This is a genomic window from Oscillospiraceae bacterium, from assembly GCA_035380125.1.
Lineage (GTDB): Bacteria > Bacillota > Clostridia > Oscillospirales > JAKOTC01 > DAOPZJ01.
This window is the reverse complement of sequence record DAOSWV010000019.1, coordinates 25,856-41,413: the sequence shown is the minus strand read 5'-3', so window position 1 is coordinate 41,413 and position 15,558 is coordinate 25,856. Positions and strand designations below refer to the sequence as shown.

General features: G+C 52.7%; 16 protein-coding genes and 1 riboswitch. Of the genes, 6 read left to right on the top strand and 10 right to left on the bottom strand.

Translation table 11 applies throughout. From position 1 onward, the window contains the following. Window positions 1-14: 14 nt before the first annotated feature. From PK629_08925 to purE, 6 genes are read right to left on the bottom strand one after another with little or no spacing between them, the layout of a single operon-like run. Complete coding sequence (locus tag PK629_08925) at window positions 15-1,190, bottom strand: phosphoribosylaminoimidazolecarboxamide formyltransferase (GenBank protein HOP11598.1); 1,176 nt, start codon at window positions 1,188-1,190, stop codon at window positions 15-17. 1 nt (window position 1,191) lies between these two features. Further along, window positions 1,192-1,890 (bottom strand): IMP cyclohydrolase, encoded by a 699-nt coding sequence (locus tag PK629_08920; protein HOP11597.1) that lies wholly within the window; start codon window positions 1,888-1,890, stop codon window positions 1,192-1,194. Window positions 1,891-1,894: 4 nt separating this feature from the next. Continuing rightward, complete coding sequence (purN, locus tag PK629_08915) at window positions 1,895-2,482, bottom strand: phosphoribosylglycinamide formyltransferase (GenBank protein ID HOP11596.1); 588 nt, start codon at window positions 2,480-2,482, stop codon at window positions 1,895-1,897. Continuing rightward, the gene (gene purM, locus PK629_08910) at window positions 2,479-3,507 is read right to left on the bottom strand and encodes a phosphoribosylformylglycinamidine cyclo-ligase (protein ID HOP11595.1); all 1,029 of its coding nucleotides are present in this window, start codon (window positions 3,505-3,507) and stop codon (window positions 2,479-2,481) included. The genes purN and purM overlap by 4 nt, the downstream gene beginning before the upstream one ends. 18 nt (window positions 3,508-3,525) lie before the next feature. After that, window positions 3,526-4,989: an amidophosphoribosyltransferase gene (gene purF / locus PK629_08905; GenBank protein HOP11594.1), complete on the bottom strand. Its 1,464-nt coding sequence runs from the start codon at window positions 4,987-4,989 to the stop codon at window positions 3,526-3,528. Window positions 4,990-5,035: 46 nt separating this feature from the next. After that, window positions 5,036-5,521 (bottom strand): 5-(carboxyamino)imidazole ribonucleotide mutase, encoded by a 486-nt coding sequence (purE, locus tag PK629_08900; protein ID HOP11593.1) that lies wholly within the window; start codon window positions 5,519-5,521, stop codon window positions 5,036-5,038. A gap of 259 nt (window positions 5,522-5,780) precedes the next feature. Beyond that, window positions 5,781-5,921, top strand: a riboswitch (cobalamin riboswitch). A gap of 217 nt (window positions 5,922-6,138) precedes the next feature. On the opposite strand from purE, the gene PK629_08895 reads away from it, so the two are divergent. From PK629_08895 to thyX, 6 genes are read left to right on the top strand one after another with little or no spacing between them, the layout of a single operon-like run. Beyond that, window positions 6,139-6,966 carry a hypothetical protein gene (locus PK629_08895; protein HOP11592.1) on the top strand — a complete coding sequence of 276 codons (828 nt, stop codon included), beginning with the start codon at window positions 6,139-6,141 and terminating at the stop codon, window positions 6,964-6,966. After that, window positions 6,956-8,536: a DUF4430 domain-containing protein gene (locus tag PK629_08890; GenBank protein HOP11591.1), complete on the top strand. Its 1,581-nt coding sequence runs from the start codon at window positions 6,956-6,958 to the stop codon at window positions 8,534-8,536. Before PK629_08895 ends, PK629_08890 begins: the two co-directional genes overlap by 11 nt. A 14-nt stretch (window positions 8,537-8,550) precedes the next feature. Further along, window positions 8,551-9,429 carry an energy-coupling factor transporter transmembrane component T gene (locus PK629_08885; GenBank protein HOP11590.1) on the top strand — a complete coding sequence of 293 codons (879 nt, stop codon included), beginning with the start codon at window positions 8,551-8,553 and terminating at the stop codon, window positions 9,427-9,429. Further along, entirely contained in the window at window positions 9,402-11,045 is a 1,644-nt protein-coding gene (locus PK629_08880) for an ATP-binding cassette domain-containing protein (GenBank protein ID HOP11589.1), read from the top strand. Before PK629_08885 ends, PK629_08880 begins: the two co-directional genes overlap by 28 nt. After that, window positions 11,042-11,728: an ECF transporter S component gene (locus tag PK629_08875; protein ID HOP11588.1), complete on the top strand. Its 687-nt coding sequence runs from the start codon at window positions 11,042-11,044 to the stop codon at window positions 11,726-11,728. The genes PK629_08880 and PK629_08875 overlap by 4 nt, the downstream gene beginning before the upstream one ends. Window positions 11,729-11,770: 42 nt before the next feature. Next, window positions 11,771-12,400, top strand: a complete 630-nt coding sequence (gene thyX, locus PK629_08870) for an FAD-dependent thymidylate synthase (protein HOP11587.1) — start codon at window positions 11,771-11,773, stop codon at window positions 12,398-12,400. Window positions 12,401-12,486: 86 nt separating this feature from the next. Here thyX and PK629_08865 read toward each other — a convergent pair whose 3' ends face one another. The 4 genes from PK629_08865 to PK629_08850 form a co-directional block, all read right to left on the bottom strand. After that, a complete protein-coding gene (locus PK629_08865) occupies window positions 12,487-13,017 on the bottom strand; it encodes an ECF transporter S component (GenBank protein HOP11586.1) in 531 nt (176 codons plus the stop codon). Between the two features lie 198 nt (window positions 13,018-13,215). Continuing rightward, window positions 13,216-13,698 (bottom strand): CinA family protein, encoded by a 483-nt coding sequence (locus PK629_08860; GenBank protein HOP11585.1) that lies wholly within the window; start codon window positions 13,696-13,698, stop codon window positions 13,216-13,218. Window positions 13,699-13,702: 4 nt separating this feature from the next. Further along, window positions 13,703-14,917, bottom strand: a complete 1,215-nt coding sequence (gene ilvA, locus PK629_08855; GenBank protein HOP11584.1) for a threonine ammonia-lyase — start codon at window positions 14,915-14,917, stop codon at window positions 13,703-13,705. 27 nt (window positions 14,918-14,944) lie between these two features. Continuing rightward, entirely contained in the window at window positions 14,945-15,544 is a 600-nt protein-coding gene (locus tag PK629_08850) for a pyroglutamyl-peptidase I (GenBank protein ID HOP11583.1), read from the bottom strand. Window positions 15,545-15,558: the final 14 nt, after the last annotated feature.

Sequence of the window (15,558 nt, the reverse complement as noted above, 5' to 3'; positions counted from 1 at the left end):
TATTTTTCAAATTGTTAATGATGGAACAGTCGGATGCCGTTAAAGGCCATCACAATGCCGTATTTGTCGCAGGTCTCGATCACGTTGTCGTCGCGGATGGAACCGCCGGGCTGCGCGATGTATGAAACACCGCTCTTATGCGCGCGTTCGATGTTGTCCCCAAACGGGAAGAACGCGTCCGAACCCAGCGAAACGCCGGTGATCGTATCGAGATGAGCCCGTTTTTCTTCTTTGGTGAACACGGGCGGCTTTTCTTTGAAAATCGTCTGCCATACGCCGTCGGCCAGCACGTCCATGTAATCGTCGCTGATGTAGATGTCGATCACGTTGTTGCGGTCGGGTCGGCGCACTTCGTCGAGGAATTGCAAACCGAGAACGCGGTCACTCTGACGCAGCCACCAGTTGTCGGCTTTTGAACCGGCCAGACGGGTGCAGTGGATGCGGGATTGCTGTCCTGCGCCGATGCCGATGGCCATCCCGTCGCGGGCAAAGCAGACCGAGTTGGATTGGGTGTATTTGAGCGTGATCAGCGCAACCAGTAAATCGCGTTTGGCGCTGCCGGGCAGATTTTTGTTCTTCGTGACAATATCGGAAAGGACGCTTCCATCCAGCTTGACATTGTTTCGGCCCTGTTCGAAAGTGATGCCGAATACCTGTTTGTGTTCGACCGGTGCGGGAACATAAGTGGGATCGATTTGAATGATATTATAGCCGCCTTTGCGCTTCGTTTTTAAAATTTCCAGCGCTTTCGGGGTATAACCCGGAGCGATAATGCCGTCCGAGACCTCGAGTGCGACGATGGCGGCGGTTTGTTCGTCGCAGATGTCGGACAACGCAATAAAATCGCCGAAGGATGACATGCGGTCGGCGCCGCGCGCTCTGGCATATGCCGAGGCCAGCGGAGAGAGTTCCATCCCGTCGACGAAACAGGCCTTTTTGACCTTTTCATCCAGTTCGCAGGCAACCGCCGCGCCCGCGGGGCTGACGTGCTTGAACGAGGTCGCGGCGGGTAGTCCCGTGGCGGCTTTGAGTTCGCTGACCAGCTGCCAGCCGTTCAGCGCGTCGAGAAAGTTGATATAGCCGGGTCTGCCGTTCAGCACTTCAAGCGGCAGTTCGCCGTCTTCCATAAAGATTTTCGCGGGCACCTGATTGGGGTTGCAGCCGTATTTTAAAAGCAGTTCTTTTGCCATTTTATTTTCCTCCGTTTTTGTTGACCACACGGGTCTCCGTATCGCCGCTCAGCGGATTTTCAAACCGCACAAACAGCGAAATTTTATTGGCTTCATTCAACGTGTTCCAGAGCGTTTCGGTGAAAGCGTCGATATCACCCTCGACCGCAATCTCGGTCGATTCGCCGGTAAATGAGGGCAGGGGATTTCCGTCGCAATCGTAGGTGTGAATCAAATGACCGACGCCCGGGATGGGGGTATATTCGAAAAATTGGCGATAAACGGCGGTGGGGTTTTGCGGCGCGCTCTTTAAAATCGAGAGTTTGTATTCCGCATCGGCGTAAATACCCGAGATACGCGGTGTAAAATTCGGCTCGTCCGGCTCGAAACGGCGGGTACGCAGCGCGCTCTCAAAGCTACCGCCGAGCCGTAATGCCGCAAAAATGGTATCGGTCTGGTCGCCGTTGGTCACGATGGTCATGCCGTTAAAACGCCGAACCGGGTGGTAGATGATCAAAGACGGATCGGTGACTTTGGACGGGTCGAACGCCTCGGTTTTCAATCCGCCGCCTTCGGTTTCGACGAAAACGCGGTTGCGGCTGTTTTCGCTGCGACCCATGATAAAATAGGCCATGACTTTTTCGCCGTCTTTATTCATGCCGAGCAGAATACCGCGGCCCGGATAAGTGTTTTTCGAAAGTGCCTGTTCGATCGTCTTCATGTGTTCAAATTACCTCCAATACGATTTTCGAAAGGGTCTCCACCAAAAAAGTGTGTTCGCGTTCCAAAACCCGCGCGGCCAGTGTTTCGGGCGTGTCGCTGGGCAGTACCGGAACCGTCGCTTGTGCTACGATGTCGCCGCTGTCATATTCGGCGTTTACCCGGTGAATGGTCACGCCGCTGAATTTCTCGTTGGCTTCGATCACAGCTTTATGCACATTGATACCGTACATGCCCTTGCCGCCGTATTTTGGCAGCAGCGCCGGATGGATGTTGAAAATGCGGTTTTCATATGCCTTTAAAACCGGTTCTCCGATTTTTTTTAGATAACCGGCCAGTAAAATCAAATCGGTTCCGTGGTTTTTTAAAATTTCAAGCGTGACGCGGTCGAGTTCATCCGCATCCGGGTAAAGCGATGTGTTGATGCAAAACGCGTCGATCCCCGCATCTTTTGCCCGCTGCAGCGCATAGGCATCGTCGTTGTTGCTGATCACGCAGCAGACAGCAGCATCGATTTTTCCGTTCCCGCAGCCGTCGATGACTGCCTGTAGGTCGGAGCCGTTGTGCGAGGCGAAGACCGCGATCTTCTTCATACCGGCTTGACCTCGCCCGCGCCGTCTTTGACTTCACCGACCACATAGGCATCCTGTCCCATGGATTTTGCAAGCGCAACGGCCTCATCGGCATATTCGGACGGAAGTGCGATCAGCATGCCCACGCCCATGTTAAAGGTGTTAAACATGTCATATTCGGGGATCTTGCCCATCTGTTGAATCAGTTTGAAGATCGGCAGTACGCGGACCTTATCTTTTTCAATGACTGCATCAAGTGTCTTAGGCAGCATGCGCGGAATATTTTCGTAAAATCCGCCGCCGGTGATATGCGAAACGCCGTGCAGAGGGAAATTTTCCGCGAGTGCGAGCAGCGGTTTGACATAGATTTTCGTCGGTGTCAACAGAGCTTCGCCGAGTGTTCCATCCAGTTCTCCCACTTGCTGAGAGAGGACTTCGGGTGTGATTTTAAAGATTTTGCGCACCAGCGAAAAGCCGTTGGAATGTACGCCGGAGGAGGCGAATGCGATCAGCGCATCACCTTTTTGAATCAGCTTTTGCCCCTCGATGACCTTCTGCCTGTCGACGATGCCGACCGAAAAACCGGCCAGATCGTATTCATCCGCCGGATAAAAACCGGGCATTTCGGCGGTCTCGCCGCCGACCAGCGCACAGCCGGCCTGTACACAGCCGTCGCAGACGCCCTTGACGACGGAGGCGACCCGTTCGGGTTCGTTTTTGCCGAGTGCGATATAGTCGAGGAAAAACAGCGGCTTTGCGCCGGAGCAAATCACGTCGTTGACGCACATGGCCACGCAGTCGATGCCGACCGTGTCATGCTTATTCAGCGTAAAAGCAATTTTCAATTTCGTTCCGACGCCGTCGGTACCGCTGACGAGAATCGGCTCTTTCATGCCGGAGAGATCGGGCGCAAACAGCCCGCCGAATCCGCCGATATCGCCTACGACACCGGGTGTGAGGGTTTTTGCAACGTGCTGCCGCATCAGACGAACGGCCTCGTAACCGGCCTCGACATCGACGCCGGACGCTTTATAACTCTCGTTCATACACACACTCCCACTTATTTATTCATATTTTCGCGCTTTTGCGCGTTTTTTTGCTTTTTCGCTCTCGCTGTATTTGGTTTCGAACTTGTCGGGCTTGATCTCGTCGGGGACTTTCACCGGGTATTTTCCGGTGAAACAACCGGTGCAGCAGCCGCTGCAGGATTCCTTTGCAAGCTGGTGGATGTGTTCAACCGATAAATATCCGAGCGAATCGACGCCGATGGTTTTTGCGATTTCGTCAATACTCATCCGGCAGGCAATCAGCTTGTCTTTTCCGTCGATATCGGTGCCGAAAAAGCAGGGGCTGATGAACGGCGGGCACGAGACCCGCATATGGACTTCTTTCGCACCGGCCTCACGCAGCATTTTGACGATCCGGGCGCTGGTAGTGCCGCGCACGATGGAATCGTCCACCATAATGACGCGTTTGCCCTCGACGGTCGTTGCGACCGGGTTTAATTTGATGTGTACGGACGTTTCGCGCATCGCCTGTGTCGGCTGGATAAACGAGCGCCCGATGTAGCGGTTTTTGACAAATCCGACGCCGTATGGGATGCCCGATTCTTTGGCATAACCGATGGCTGCGTCGATGCCCGAATCGGGTACGCCGATCACCACATCGGCTTCGACCGGGTGTTCTTCGGCCAAAAGTTGTCCCGCACGCTGACGCGCCATGTGGACATTGGTGCCCTCGACGACCGAGTCGGGACGGGCGAAGTAGATATATTCGAATACGCACAGGGCCGGTTTTTGACCGCAGTGCGAGGTGATGGAACGCAGGTTGCCGTCTTCGACCACGGTGATTTCACCCGGGGCGATATCGCGAATGAATTTTGCGCCGAGGGTCTCGAACGCGCAGGATTCGGAGGCGAAAACGATGCTGCCGTCCGGCGTTTTACCGAGCGATAACGGCCGGAAACCATGGGGATCGCGCACGGCGATCAGCTTTCTCGCGGACATGACGACCATCGAATAGGCGCCTTCCAACTCATCCATCGATTTTTCGATTGCCGCCTCGATACTCGGAGAACAGAGCCGGTTTTTCGTGATGACGTAAGCGATGACCTCGGTGTCGGAAGAAGAACGGAAGATCGCGCCTTCGCGCTCGAACTTTTCACGCAACTCGGCGGCGTTGATAATGTTGCCGTTGTGGGCGATGGCCATCGGACCTTTGACGTGCCGGACGACCAGCGGCTGAAGATTGCTGCGGTTGGCGGAACCGTTCATCGAATAGCGGACGTGGCCGATGGCCATCTGACCGCCGTCAAGCTGTCTGAGAATGTCTTTGGTGAAAACCTCGTTGACCAAGCCCATGTCCGCATGCGAAATGACGATGCCGTCGTCGTTGACAGCGATGCCGCAGGCCTCTTGGCCGCGGTGCTGCAGGGCATAGAGCGCATAATAAGCCGCTGCCGAGGCATGGAAGGTCTCGGTCGAGCAAATGCCGAATACGCCGCATTCCTCGTGGATGTCACCGAACATGAAAGTTCTCCTCTGACGAAAAAGTAAATAGCCCTGAAAGACAGAGCTATTTTTGGTTTATAGAAGCGTCCTTTGAAAGGACGGATTTACGCATTTCAATTTTATAATCGGCCAGTTTTTGAGACAGTTGTGTATCCGATACGGCGAGAATCTGTATCGCCAGCAGTGCGGCATTTTCGGCGCCGTCGATCGCGACGGTGGCGACGGGTACACCGGAAGGCATCTGTACCGTGGAGAGCAGGGCATCGAGTCCGTCGAGTGTGGAGGATTTGATCGGGATGCCGATAACGGGCAGAACGGTCTGCGCTGCAATCGCTCCCGCAAGATGAGCGGCTTTTCCGGCGGCTGCAATAAAGACACCGATGCCGTTGTCGGCCGCTGAAGAGACATATTGTGTGACTTCAATCGGCGTCCTGTGCGCCGATAAGACCCTCATTTCACAGGGTACGCCGAACCTTGCCAGACAGTCCGCAGCTTTTTGGACGACGGGCAGATCGGAGTCGCTGCCCATGACAATCGCAACCTTGCGCAAACGACCACCTCCGAAAATGAATTGAGGTGCAAAAAAATCACACCCACATGAATATTCTATCATACCCCGAAAAATTTTGCAACCGGAATTTACCCCTTTGAAAAAGATCGGTAAAATGCAAAAACCGATCATGTCCCGATGAAAGTATTTGTCAAATTTCAATAATTTTATAAAGATTTTCCGATGTTTTTTCAAGAGGTTGACTTTTAAAAACGACTGTGATACCATACGCCTGTGCCGATTGATCGGCCATTAAATTGAATATGATTCGCAGCACGGTTCCGGACAGCATAAACTGTTTGGATCAGAGGGAAGTTCGGTGAAAATCCGTCGCAACCGCCATTACCGTGATAGGGGAAACCCTTCAGTCGGAATACTTGCCGTGCATGCGTGGTAACCGGAATTTTTCCGGAACATTTTTGGGTTTGAAAAGTGCAGCCGTTTTAAAGATTCCGAAAGGGATAGGATCGGTTTTGCACTCTTTCGAAATTATTAGAGCAGTTGCGCTTTTCGTTATCGGGTCAGATAATGGAAGCGCGATTTTTATTTGCCCCGATTTTCAACGGATATCTGCGCAAAGCGCAATATCATATATAAAGATCAAGGAGCGAAAAACTATGAAATTCAGAAAAACAATCGTCGTGATCCTGACCATTGCCATGATGCTGTCCGTGTTCGGACTCACGGCATTTGCGGCGGATGCATCGGCAAAGGTCTATGTCACTATCGTCGATAAAACCGGCACGGTCGTGCTGGCGCAGGAAGCCATCACCGTCACCGATATCGATGCGGACGGCTCGCTGACCATTAATGACGCGTTGTATGCGGCGCATGAACAAAAGTTTACAGGCGGCGCAAGCGCCGGCTATGCCACGGCGACCGGTGATTACGGCTTGTCCATCACCACACTCTGGGGGACCGGAAACGGCAGCGGTTTCGGTTATTATCTGAACGACGCAGCTGCCATGGGTTTGACGGATGTTGTCAGTGACGGAGATTATCTGACCGCTTTCATCTATACCGATACCGCCAATTTCTCCGATACCTATACATTCTTTGACGTCACCACCGTTACGGCTTCCGCCGGTTCCGAGATCGTTTTGACACTTTCAGCCGCCGGTTATGACGCAAACTGGAATCCGGTCGTCAATCCGGTTGAAGGCGCGGTTATCACAGTCGGCGGCACCGCCACTTCTTATACAACGGATGCGAACGGAAAAGCCACAATCAAGATCGAAGCCGAAGGCACCTATGTGATCAGCGCGACTTCTTCATCGATGACGATGGTACCGCCGGTCTGCATCGCGATCGTTACCGCTGAGACCGATTCCACATTGCCCGATACCGGTTCCGGTTTCAATCCGATCCTGATTGCCGTGATCGCTTTGATCGCCATGGCCGGAATCGCCGTGACCGTTATTCCCGGAAAGGTCAATGAAAAGTAAGTTTTTTGCCGTTTTTGCCTGCTGCCTGCTGATTCTTGCAAGTTTCTCCGGAGTGGCAGCGCTTTCGGCACAGGATGCGAACAATACCGTTGACGAGGTGCTAAACCTCGCCGACGGCATTGTCGCATACAACGAATCGGTTTCAAATGCCGCATCAATTCAGGAATGGATCAATACCGAATTGGCGGAAGGGGCCGGGCAGACCTCCGAATGGTATGTCATGGCGCTGAGCCAAAGCGGTGAGACCTATGATTTTTCCGAATATACAAATGCGCTGATAATTTATTTAGATGAAAACGAGATTTCAGGTGCGGTTTCCCGCCAAAAATACGCACTGGCATTGATCGCCGCGGGCTGTGCCGATGATCCGTATGTGACCGCCATAGCAGAGGAATCGATCGGGCAGCAGGGAATTATGAGCTTCATTTTCGGGCTTCACCTGCTCAATAACGGCTGTATTAATTCATCTTATACCACGGATGCGGTCATCGGAGAGATCTTATCGCTGCGGCTTACCGACGGCGGATGGGCGCTGACCGGAACCGTCTCGGACGTCGATGTCACCGCAATGGCGATACAGGCGCTCGCGCCTTATTATCAGACAAATGAAACCGTTAAAACCGCCGTGGACGAAGCGATAACGTTTTTGTCGGAAATTCAGTTGGACGGCGGCGATTATTCGAGTTACGGAGTCGAAAATCCCGAGAGTGCCGCGCAGGTCGCGATTGCGCTGTCGTCGCTCGGAATCAATTGCATGTCGGACAGCCGATTTATCAAAAACGAAAACACATTATTTGACGGCATGGCAAAATATCTTCTCTCCGACGGCAGCTTTTCACATATTGCGGGCGGAGATTACAACCGCATCGCCACCGCGCAGATTTTCATTGCACTGTATGCCTATCAGCGTCAGCAAGCGAATCTAGGGTCGTTTTTTATCTTTGACACACCGGCTGTATCAAATGGCAACGGGCAGGAGACGGCTGCTCAAACACGCGGTTATCAGTTCTGGGTCAGCATTTCTGCGGCAGGAATCGCGTTGGCCGTATGCGTGGTATTGATCATAACAAAAAAGACCCATTTTAAAAATTTTTTGGCGGTCATTCTGGCCGCTGCTGCCGTGATCGCGTTTATTCAGCTGACCGATTTCAGCAAAGCGAGCGATTATTATAACGGCGAAACCGTACAAAAAGGTGAAATCATCGGTACGGTCACATTGATCATCCGCTGTGACACGATTATCGGCAAATCCGACTCGGAATATATCCCGGCGGACGGCGTGATTTTGAATACCGCTGCATTTGATATCGCGGACGGCGACACGGTCTATGATATTTTGGTCGAAGCGGCGCGAAAATACGATATTCAAATCGAAAACAGCGGAACGAGCGATTTGGTCTATATCGCAGGCATCAATTATTTGTATGAATTTCAGTTCGGCGATCTTTCGGGGTGGGTATTTCGCGTAAACGGTGATGTGCCTTCAGTCGGCTGCGGCGAATTTGTGCTGTCCGACGGCGATGTGATAGAATGGCTGTATTCGTGCGAACTGGGCAACGATCTCGGCTGAAAGGAGAAAACGGCATGAAAAATTTTGCGGATTACAACCCCATTGCGGTTTTTATCTATTTTCTTGCCGCTGCGGGCATGGCGATGTTCACGACGGACCCGGTGATCCTCGCATTTTCGCTTGTCGGGTCGGTTTTATTCTTTATCGCCCGAAACGGCCGCAAGGGGCTGCGTTCCCACTTATTCTTTTTCGTTTTGTTTCTCCTGATGGCGTTGATCAATCCGTTGTTTTACCATAACGGCGTGACGGTGTTGTTTGTGATGAACGACAACCCTGTGACACTCGAAGCGTTGCTTTACGGAATCGCCTCGTCTGCGATGATCGTATCGGTGTTGTATTGGTTTCGATCTTTTTCGCAAATCATGACCGGCGATAAATTATTATATCTGTTCGGGTCGGCTTCGCCGAAACTGTCCCTGATTCTCTCGATGACGCTGCGGTATATCCCTTTGTTCGGAAAACAGGCGAAAAAGGTCGATCAGGCGCAGAAAGCGCTCGGGCTTTATAAAGAGGACAATATCATCGATCGGATGCGTGGTGGCACGCGTGTGTTTTCGGTCATGGTGACCTGGGCGCTCGAAAACGGGATCATCACCGCCGACAGTATGACCGCACGCGGTTACGGCATCGGGCGGCGCACATTTTTCTCCTTGTATCGGTTTCGAAAAAGCGATTTGACGCTGACATTGATTTCTCTCGGATTACTGGCGGCGACTGCCGTGGGAATCGGTTTCGGCGTCGTTGATTTCACTTATTATCCCGAGATAGCCATGGCACCCGTGACGGCGGTTTCGGCAGCGGCGTATGCCGCATACGGGCTGCTGGCTTTTATGCCTGCGATTATGGAAGCGGAGGAGAGCATCAAATGGAAATACTTGCTGTCAAAAACCTGAGCTTTTCCTATCCGCTCAAAGCGGATTCGCACAGCGAAAAGAAAGCGCTCGAGAACCTGTCATTTTCGGTCGAAAAGGGCGATTTTACGGTGATCTGCGGCGCGACCGGCAGCGGCAAAACGACGCTGCTGCGCATGCTCAAACGGGAACTGACGCCGCTCGGTGAAAAATCCGGCACAGTCGAATATTACGGAACGCCGCTTGAGGACTTGGACGAAAAGACCGCGGCCTGTAAAATCGGATTTGTGATGCAGCGTCCGGAACAGCAGCTCGTGACCGATAAGGTCTGGCACGAACTGGCTTTCGGGCTGGAGAACATGGGGTTGCCCCAGCAGATGATCCGCCGCAGAGTGGCGGAGATGTCGAGTTATTTCGGCATCGAGGATTGGTTCGGCCAAGACGTCTCCGAACTGTCGGGCGGCCAGAAACAACTTTTAAATCTCGCGGCGGTCATGGTGATGCAGCCGGACGTTTTAATTTTAGACGAACCGACCGCGCAGCTCGACCCGATTGCGGCCTCGGATTTTATCGGCACCCTGCAAAAACTCAACCGCGAACTATCCTTGACGATTATTTTGGTCGAGCATCGGCTGGAAGACGTAATTCCGGTCTGCGATAAGCTGCTGGTATTGGAAAAAGGGAAAATTCTCGACTACGGCACAGCCCGGAAGGTCGCGGAAAATATGCGCGCATATCCGGCGATTTTAGAAGCGATGCCCGCGGCGGTGCGTCTTTATCATCAGCTTGATGTCGTGTCGCCCTGTCCGCTGACCGTGCGCGAAGGACGCCGTTTGATCGAGGAACACTTTGACCATAAAATCAAAGCGAAAGAGCAGGGGGAATACGGGCACAAAGAAGATCCCGCGCTCGAATTTTCGGACGTGTGGTTTCGCTATGCCCGCGAACTGCCCGACGTTTTACACGGGCTCGACTTCACGGTTTACAGCGGGGAATTGTTCTGCATTCTCGGCGGAAACGGCTCGGGCAAGACCACCGCGCTCGGCGCGGCCGCCGGTCTGAACCGGTTTTACGCCGGAAACGTCAAAGTGTTTGGGAAAAAGTTGAAAGAGTATATAAATCAATCGCTGTACCGTGACTGCCTTGCTTTGCTGCCGCAGGATGTGCAGACGGTGTTTTTGCGCAATACCGTGAAAGAAGAACTTGCGGAAGTCGGCGGGGACGAAATCGAACTGCCATATGATTTGGCGCCTTTGATGAATCAACATCCCTATGACCTCAGCGGCGGCGAACAGCAGTTGGTCGCGCTGGCAAAGGTACTGGCGACAAAACCGAAGTTGCTGCTGCTCGACGAACCGACCAAAGGGCTGGACGCCTACGCCAAAAACGGCATCATCAAGGTGCTGAAAAAACTGCAGGCATCCGGCGTGACCATCGTCGCCGTGACCCACGACGTGGAATTCGCCGCGCAGTGCGCCGACCGTTGCGCCTTGTTTTTTCAGGGTGAGATCACTTCGATTGACACCCCCGCGAAATTTTTTGCCGAGAACACTTTTTATACCACGGCTGCGAACCGCATGACACGCGGCTATTACGACGGTGTTGTGACGGTGGACGATGCGGTTTCCCTCTGCTTACAGAATGGGAGGAAAACATGATCGCCATCAAAAATGCGCAAGTTCGCCGGATTTTGAAAATCGCGGTACCGTTTGTCCTGATCCCCGCGGTCATCGCTGCCGGGATTCTCGTTTTCGATGAAAAGCGGTATGCGTTTATCTCGCTGGCTGTGGCGGTTTTGGCGGTGGCGCTGTTCATTGCGGGATTCGAAAAAAAGCAGACCGGAACAAGACGGCTGATCATCGTGGCGGTCATGGTGGCGCTGTCGGTTGTCGGCAGGTTCATCCCACTGTTCAAGCCGATCACGGCGCTGACGATCATCACGGCGATGTATTTGGGCGGAGAGGCCGGTTTTCTGGTCGGCTCACTGTCGGCAGTGATCTCGAATTTCTATTTCGGGCAGGGCCCTTGGACGCCGTTTCAAATGTTCGCGTGGGGTCTGATCGGATTAATCGCCGGATTTTTGGCCGATCCGCTGAAAAAGAGCCGTGTTCTGCTGCTTGTCTGCGGATTTCTCTCGGGCGTACTATTCTCGTTTGTCATGGATATTTGGACGGTGCTGTGGTATAATGAATCACTCGACTGGGCGCTCTATTTATCTGCGCTCGTCACGGCATTGCCTTATACAATTATGTATTCGGTGTCCAACGTGGTTTTTCTGTTTTTGATAGCCAAGCCGTTCGGAGAGAAACTTGAACGCGTAAAATTAAAATACGGAGTATAAAAACTCAAGAAGAATTTTTATTTATCTGAAAGGATCAGCGTCATGAAAGTTATCGCACCGGGTTTCGAATTTGTTCAAAAGCCCGACGGGGAGCAAATTTTGCATAACCTCGAATATATCGGGCGGGTCTGTTATAAGAGCGAAGATAAAATCACAGCCGATTCTGCCGCGAAGTTTGTGGGAATTCTCATCAAAAACGGCCACGAATCGGTGATCGAACATGAAAAGATCACGGTCAAAATCACCTGCGACCGCGGCATCAGCCATGAGATCGTCCGCCACCGTCTGGCCAGCTACAGTCAGGAGAGCACGCGCTACTGCAATTACAACAAAGAGAAATTCGGCGGCGAACTGACTTTTATTCGACCTTTCTTCTGGAACGAAGACCCGCAGAAATACGCACTTTGGGAACAGACGATGGCGCGCATCGAAAACGCCTATATTCAGTTAATCGGAACGGGTGCGACGCCCGACGAGGCCAGAACGGTTTTGCCCAACAGTTTAAAAACCGAACTCGTGATGACGATGAATCTGCGCGAATGGCGGCACTTTTTCGTATTGCGCACTTCGCCGAAAGCCCATCCGCAGATGCGCGAACTGACCATACCGATGCTGAAAGCGTTTCAAGTGGCAGTCCCTGTGATTTTTGACGATATTCTTGTATCTGACTGAAACGAATCATTCGTGATAAGGCAAAAGGCCGCTGCTTTTCGCAGCGGCCTTTTGCCGGGTGATAATGAAAGGGCTGAAAAACAGCGCTATTCGTTGAGCATCAGTTTGTTCTTTTGAAATACCATAATCAGCGGCGGAATCAATACGATCTGCACGGCGATGCCGGGGATCGCATTGGCGACGGCGCCCGCCCAAAACGCGGCAAGCCCGAATTCGGTGTTCTGAATGCCGCCGATGACATAACGCGCGGTGCCCCAAATCAAGCGGCCGACAATCATTGCGGTGATCAGATCGACATAATAAAACCCGAGTTTTTTAGGCAGCAGTTTGTAAAGCAAACCCGAGATCAGACCGTAGGTCGCCAACTCAAAGGCCATCGCCACGGCAGTCGGCATCAACGGCGGCGCACCGAGGGTGAAAGAGCGCAGCAACGGTGCGATAAATCCGACCAGTAAACCCCAGGGCCAGCCGCAGACGAAACCGCACAGCAGCACCGGCAGGTGCATTAAGCTCAACATATTGCCAAGCTGCGGGTTATTGGCGGTCAGAAACGGCAGCACAAACGCAAGCGCCAGAAACATTGCCGAATAGACCAGTTTTCTCAGATGTTTGTTCATAAATATTTTCCTTTCCGTATGTAATAGGGCAAAAAGAAAAAGGGCGTTTTTCCGCGGAGTTTTCCGTTCGGGAAAAACGACACCTTCATGGTATCGATCTATTTTGCGATCGTAAAAGGGCTTCAGCCCGCCGGTTTTACACCGGTTTTCGGCTTCATGCCGAATATGAGAAAATTATATCATAATCGTATCGGTTTGTCAAAGAGAATTTATCAATTTTACCGCCATTTCGAGCGCGGCGTTTGCCGCCGATATGCGGATTTGTTCGCGGGCGTTTTTGCTGTCAAAATTGAATTTTTTCACCCAAATCCGACCCGATGTTCCGGCTGCGATAAAGACCGTTCCGACCGGTTTTTCGGCACTGCCGCCGCCCGGGCCGGCAATTCCCGTGATTGCGACGCCGATGTCCGCACCCGAGAGCCGCAGAATCCCGCGTACCATTTCGGTCGCGCAATCGGCGCTGACCGCGCCTTCGGTTTCAAGAATCTCTTTGGGCACGTCGAGTAATGCCGTTTTCGCAGCGTTTGCATAAGTCACCGCAGAAAGATCAAGCACTGCGGAACAGCCCGGCACGTCGGTCAGGAGTTTGCAGAATAATCCGCCGGTGCATGATTCCGCAGCGGAGATTTTCAAGCCCTTTTCTTTGAGCAGGGTAACGAGTTGTTCTGCGATTTTTTCCATGATTTTAATCCAGCATGATGTGATATCCGTTGGCGAGCAGTTGATTCTGTATCGCGATGATATGCTCGTGGTCGCGGGTCTCGAGTTCTAGCGTGACGACGACTTCGCCCAGACGCGTGCGGTTGGAGAGCCGGTCGTGGCCGATGGACATGACGTTTGCCTGCGCGTCGGAGATGAGGTTGAGCAGCGCACGGAGCTGTCCGGGTTTGTCGGCGACGATGGTCTTGAACAGGAACCGGCGTCCCGAGCTGATCAAGCCTTTTTCCATGATCCGGTCGAGCATATTCATATCGATATTGCCGCCCGAGACAATGGCGACCGTTTTGCCGGATGTGCGGTATTTATTGAAAGCGACCGCTGCCGGAGCCACGGCGCCCGCACCCTCGGCCACCATTTTCATGCGTTCCGCCATGATCAGGATGGTGTTGTAAATCTCGGCTTCGCTGACGGTGATAATGTCGTCGAGCAGTTGTGAGCAAATAGTAAAAGTGAGCTTCCCGGGGGTCTTGACCGCCACACCGTCGGCAATTGTAATAGCCGAGGTCAGCGGGCAAATCGCACCCGCATGCATCGCCTGCCGCATGCAGGCGGCGTTTTCGGGTTCGACGCCGATGATTTTAACTTTGGGGTTGATGGCCTTAGCCGCTGCGGCAACACCGGAGATCAAACCGCCGCCGCCGATCGGTACCAGAATGGCATCGCAATCGGGCATATCGTGCATGATCTCAAGCCCGATTGTGCCCTGACCGGCGATGACCTCGGGATCGTCGAACGGTGCGATAAAAACGGCCTTTTTTTCTTCTGCAAGTTTAATGGCATAGGCATTGCATTCGTCGAAGGTCGGGCCATACAGTATAACCTCCGCACCGTAAGAACGCGTCGCTTGGATTTTATAAATCGGTGCGCCTTCGGGCATGACGACAATGCATTTTGCCCCGAGCATCTGTGCCGAGAGCGCCACACCCTGCGCGTGGTTGCCGGCGGAAGCGCATACGACTCCGCGTGCCAATTCCTCTTTGGTGAGGGTCTTCATTTTATTAAGCGCGCCGCGTACTTTAAATGAACCGGTCTTTTGCAGATTTTCGATCTTCAGATAAAAGTCCGACTGCCCGCCGAAAAATCCGGCAGGTGCGCTGATAATGTCGGTGTGATGGATCAGGCCGGACATCCGTTTCGCAGCCTTTTTTACCATCTCAAGCGTTACGAGATCACACGTCATGGTCATCCCTCCCGATGTTATTATAGCTTACTCGTCAATAGCTGAAATCAGTACCTTTATGACGGCGGCTGCAGTACGCGATTCCATGAAGGGATATTTTTTCGCCAGTGCCTGTTCCATGGTTGCGGGAAGATGTAAAAATCCGATTTTCATGGGCAGTTGGTTGTCCGATGCATAATTGAGCATGCTGTATAAAACATGATTACAGACAAATGTTCCGGCGGAGTAAGAGATATTACAGGGGAAGCCGTTTTCGCGGCAGGCCGAGACCATTTTTTCAATCGGCATTGTAGAAAACAGTCCGTCCGGTCCGTCTTCGCAGATTTTTTGATTCAAACGGGTTTCGCCGCTGTTGTCGGCGGTTGAAGCGCTGTCCCAGTTGATGCCGATGCGCTCGAGTTCCGGCTGCGTGCGTCCGGCGGCCTGACCGACCATCAGCAGTGCGTCGGGATTGTGAATTGTCAGCAGGCGTTTGATTTCATCAACCGAGGCATCGTATTTGGTGGGAATCTGTGCGGTGATAATGCGCGTGAAGTGTACACGTGACGGCAAAAGGTCAATGGCCTTTTGTGCGGAATTGACGGTCTCGCCGCCGAAAGGGTCAAAACAGGTGACTAAAACTTTCATTTTCCGAATTTCCT

What these genes read in the sequence shown, in the direction of transcription:
- PK629_08880 (HOP11589.1), top strand. Translation starts at nt 9,402, where the DNA reads ATGGAAATACTTGCTGTCAAAAACCTGAGCTTTTCCTATCCGCTCAAA.
- PK629_08925 (HOP11598.1), bottom strand. Translation starts at nt 1,190, where the DNA reads ATGGCAAAAGAACTGCTTTTAAAATACGGCTGCAACCCCAATCAGGTG.
- PK629_08875 (HOP11588.1), top strand. Translation starts at nt 11,042, where the DNA reads ATGATCGCCATCAAAAATGCGCAAGTTCGCCGGATTTTGAAAATCGCG.
- ilvA (HOP11584.1), bottom strand. Translation starts at nt 14,917, where the DNA reads ATGACGTGTGATCTCGTAACGCTTGAGATGGTAAAAAAGGCTGCGAAA.
- purM (HOP11595.1), bottom strand. Translation starts at nt 3,507, where the DNA reads ATGAACGAGAGTTATAAAGCGTCCGGCGTCGATGTCGAGGCCGGTTAC.
- PK629_08850 (HOP11583.1), bottom strand. Translation starts at nt 15,544, where the DNA reads ATGAAAGTTTTAGTCACCTGTTTTGACCCTTTCGGCGGCGAGACCGTC.
- thyX (HOP11587.1), top strand. Translation starts at nt 11,771, where the DNA reads ATGAAAGTTATCGCACCGGGTTTCGAATTTGTTCAAAAGCCCGACGGG.
- PK629_08885 (HOP11590.1), top strand. Translation starts at nt 8,551, where the DNA reads ATGAAAAATTTTGCGGATTACAACCCCATTGCGGTTTTTATCTATTTT.
- PK629_08890 (HOP11591.1), top strand. Translation starts at nt 6,956, where the DNA reads ATGAAAAGTAAGTTTTTTGCCGTTTTTGCCTGCTGCCTGCTGATTCTT.
- PK629_08920 (HOP11597.1), bottom strand. Translation starts at nt 1,890, where the DNA reads ATGAAGACGATCGAACAGGCACTTTCGAAAAACACTTATCCGGGCCGC.
- purN (HOP11596.1), bottom strand. Translation starts at nt 2,482, where the DNA reads ATGAAGAAGATCGCGGTCTTCGCCTCGCACAACGGCTCCGACCTACAG.
- PK629_08895 (HOP11592.1), top strand. Translation starts at nt 6,139, where the DNA reads ATGAAATTCAGAAAAACAATCGTCGTGATCCTGACCATTGCCATGATG.
- PK629_08860 (HOP11585.1), bottom strand. Translation starts at nt 13,698, where the DNA reads ATGGAAAAAATCGCAGAACAACTCGTTACCCTGCTCAAAGAAAAGGGC.
- PK629_08865 (HOP11586.1), bottom strand. Translation starts at nt 13,017, where the DNA reads ATGAACAAACATCTGAGAAAACTGGTCTATTCGGCAATGTTTCTGGCG.
- purF (HOP11594.1), bottom strand. Translation starts at nt 4,989, where the DNA reads ATGTTCGGTGACATCCACGAGGAATGCGGCGTATTCGGCATTTGCTCG.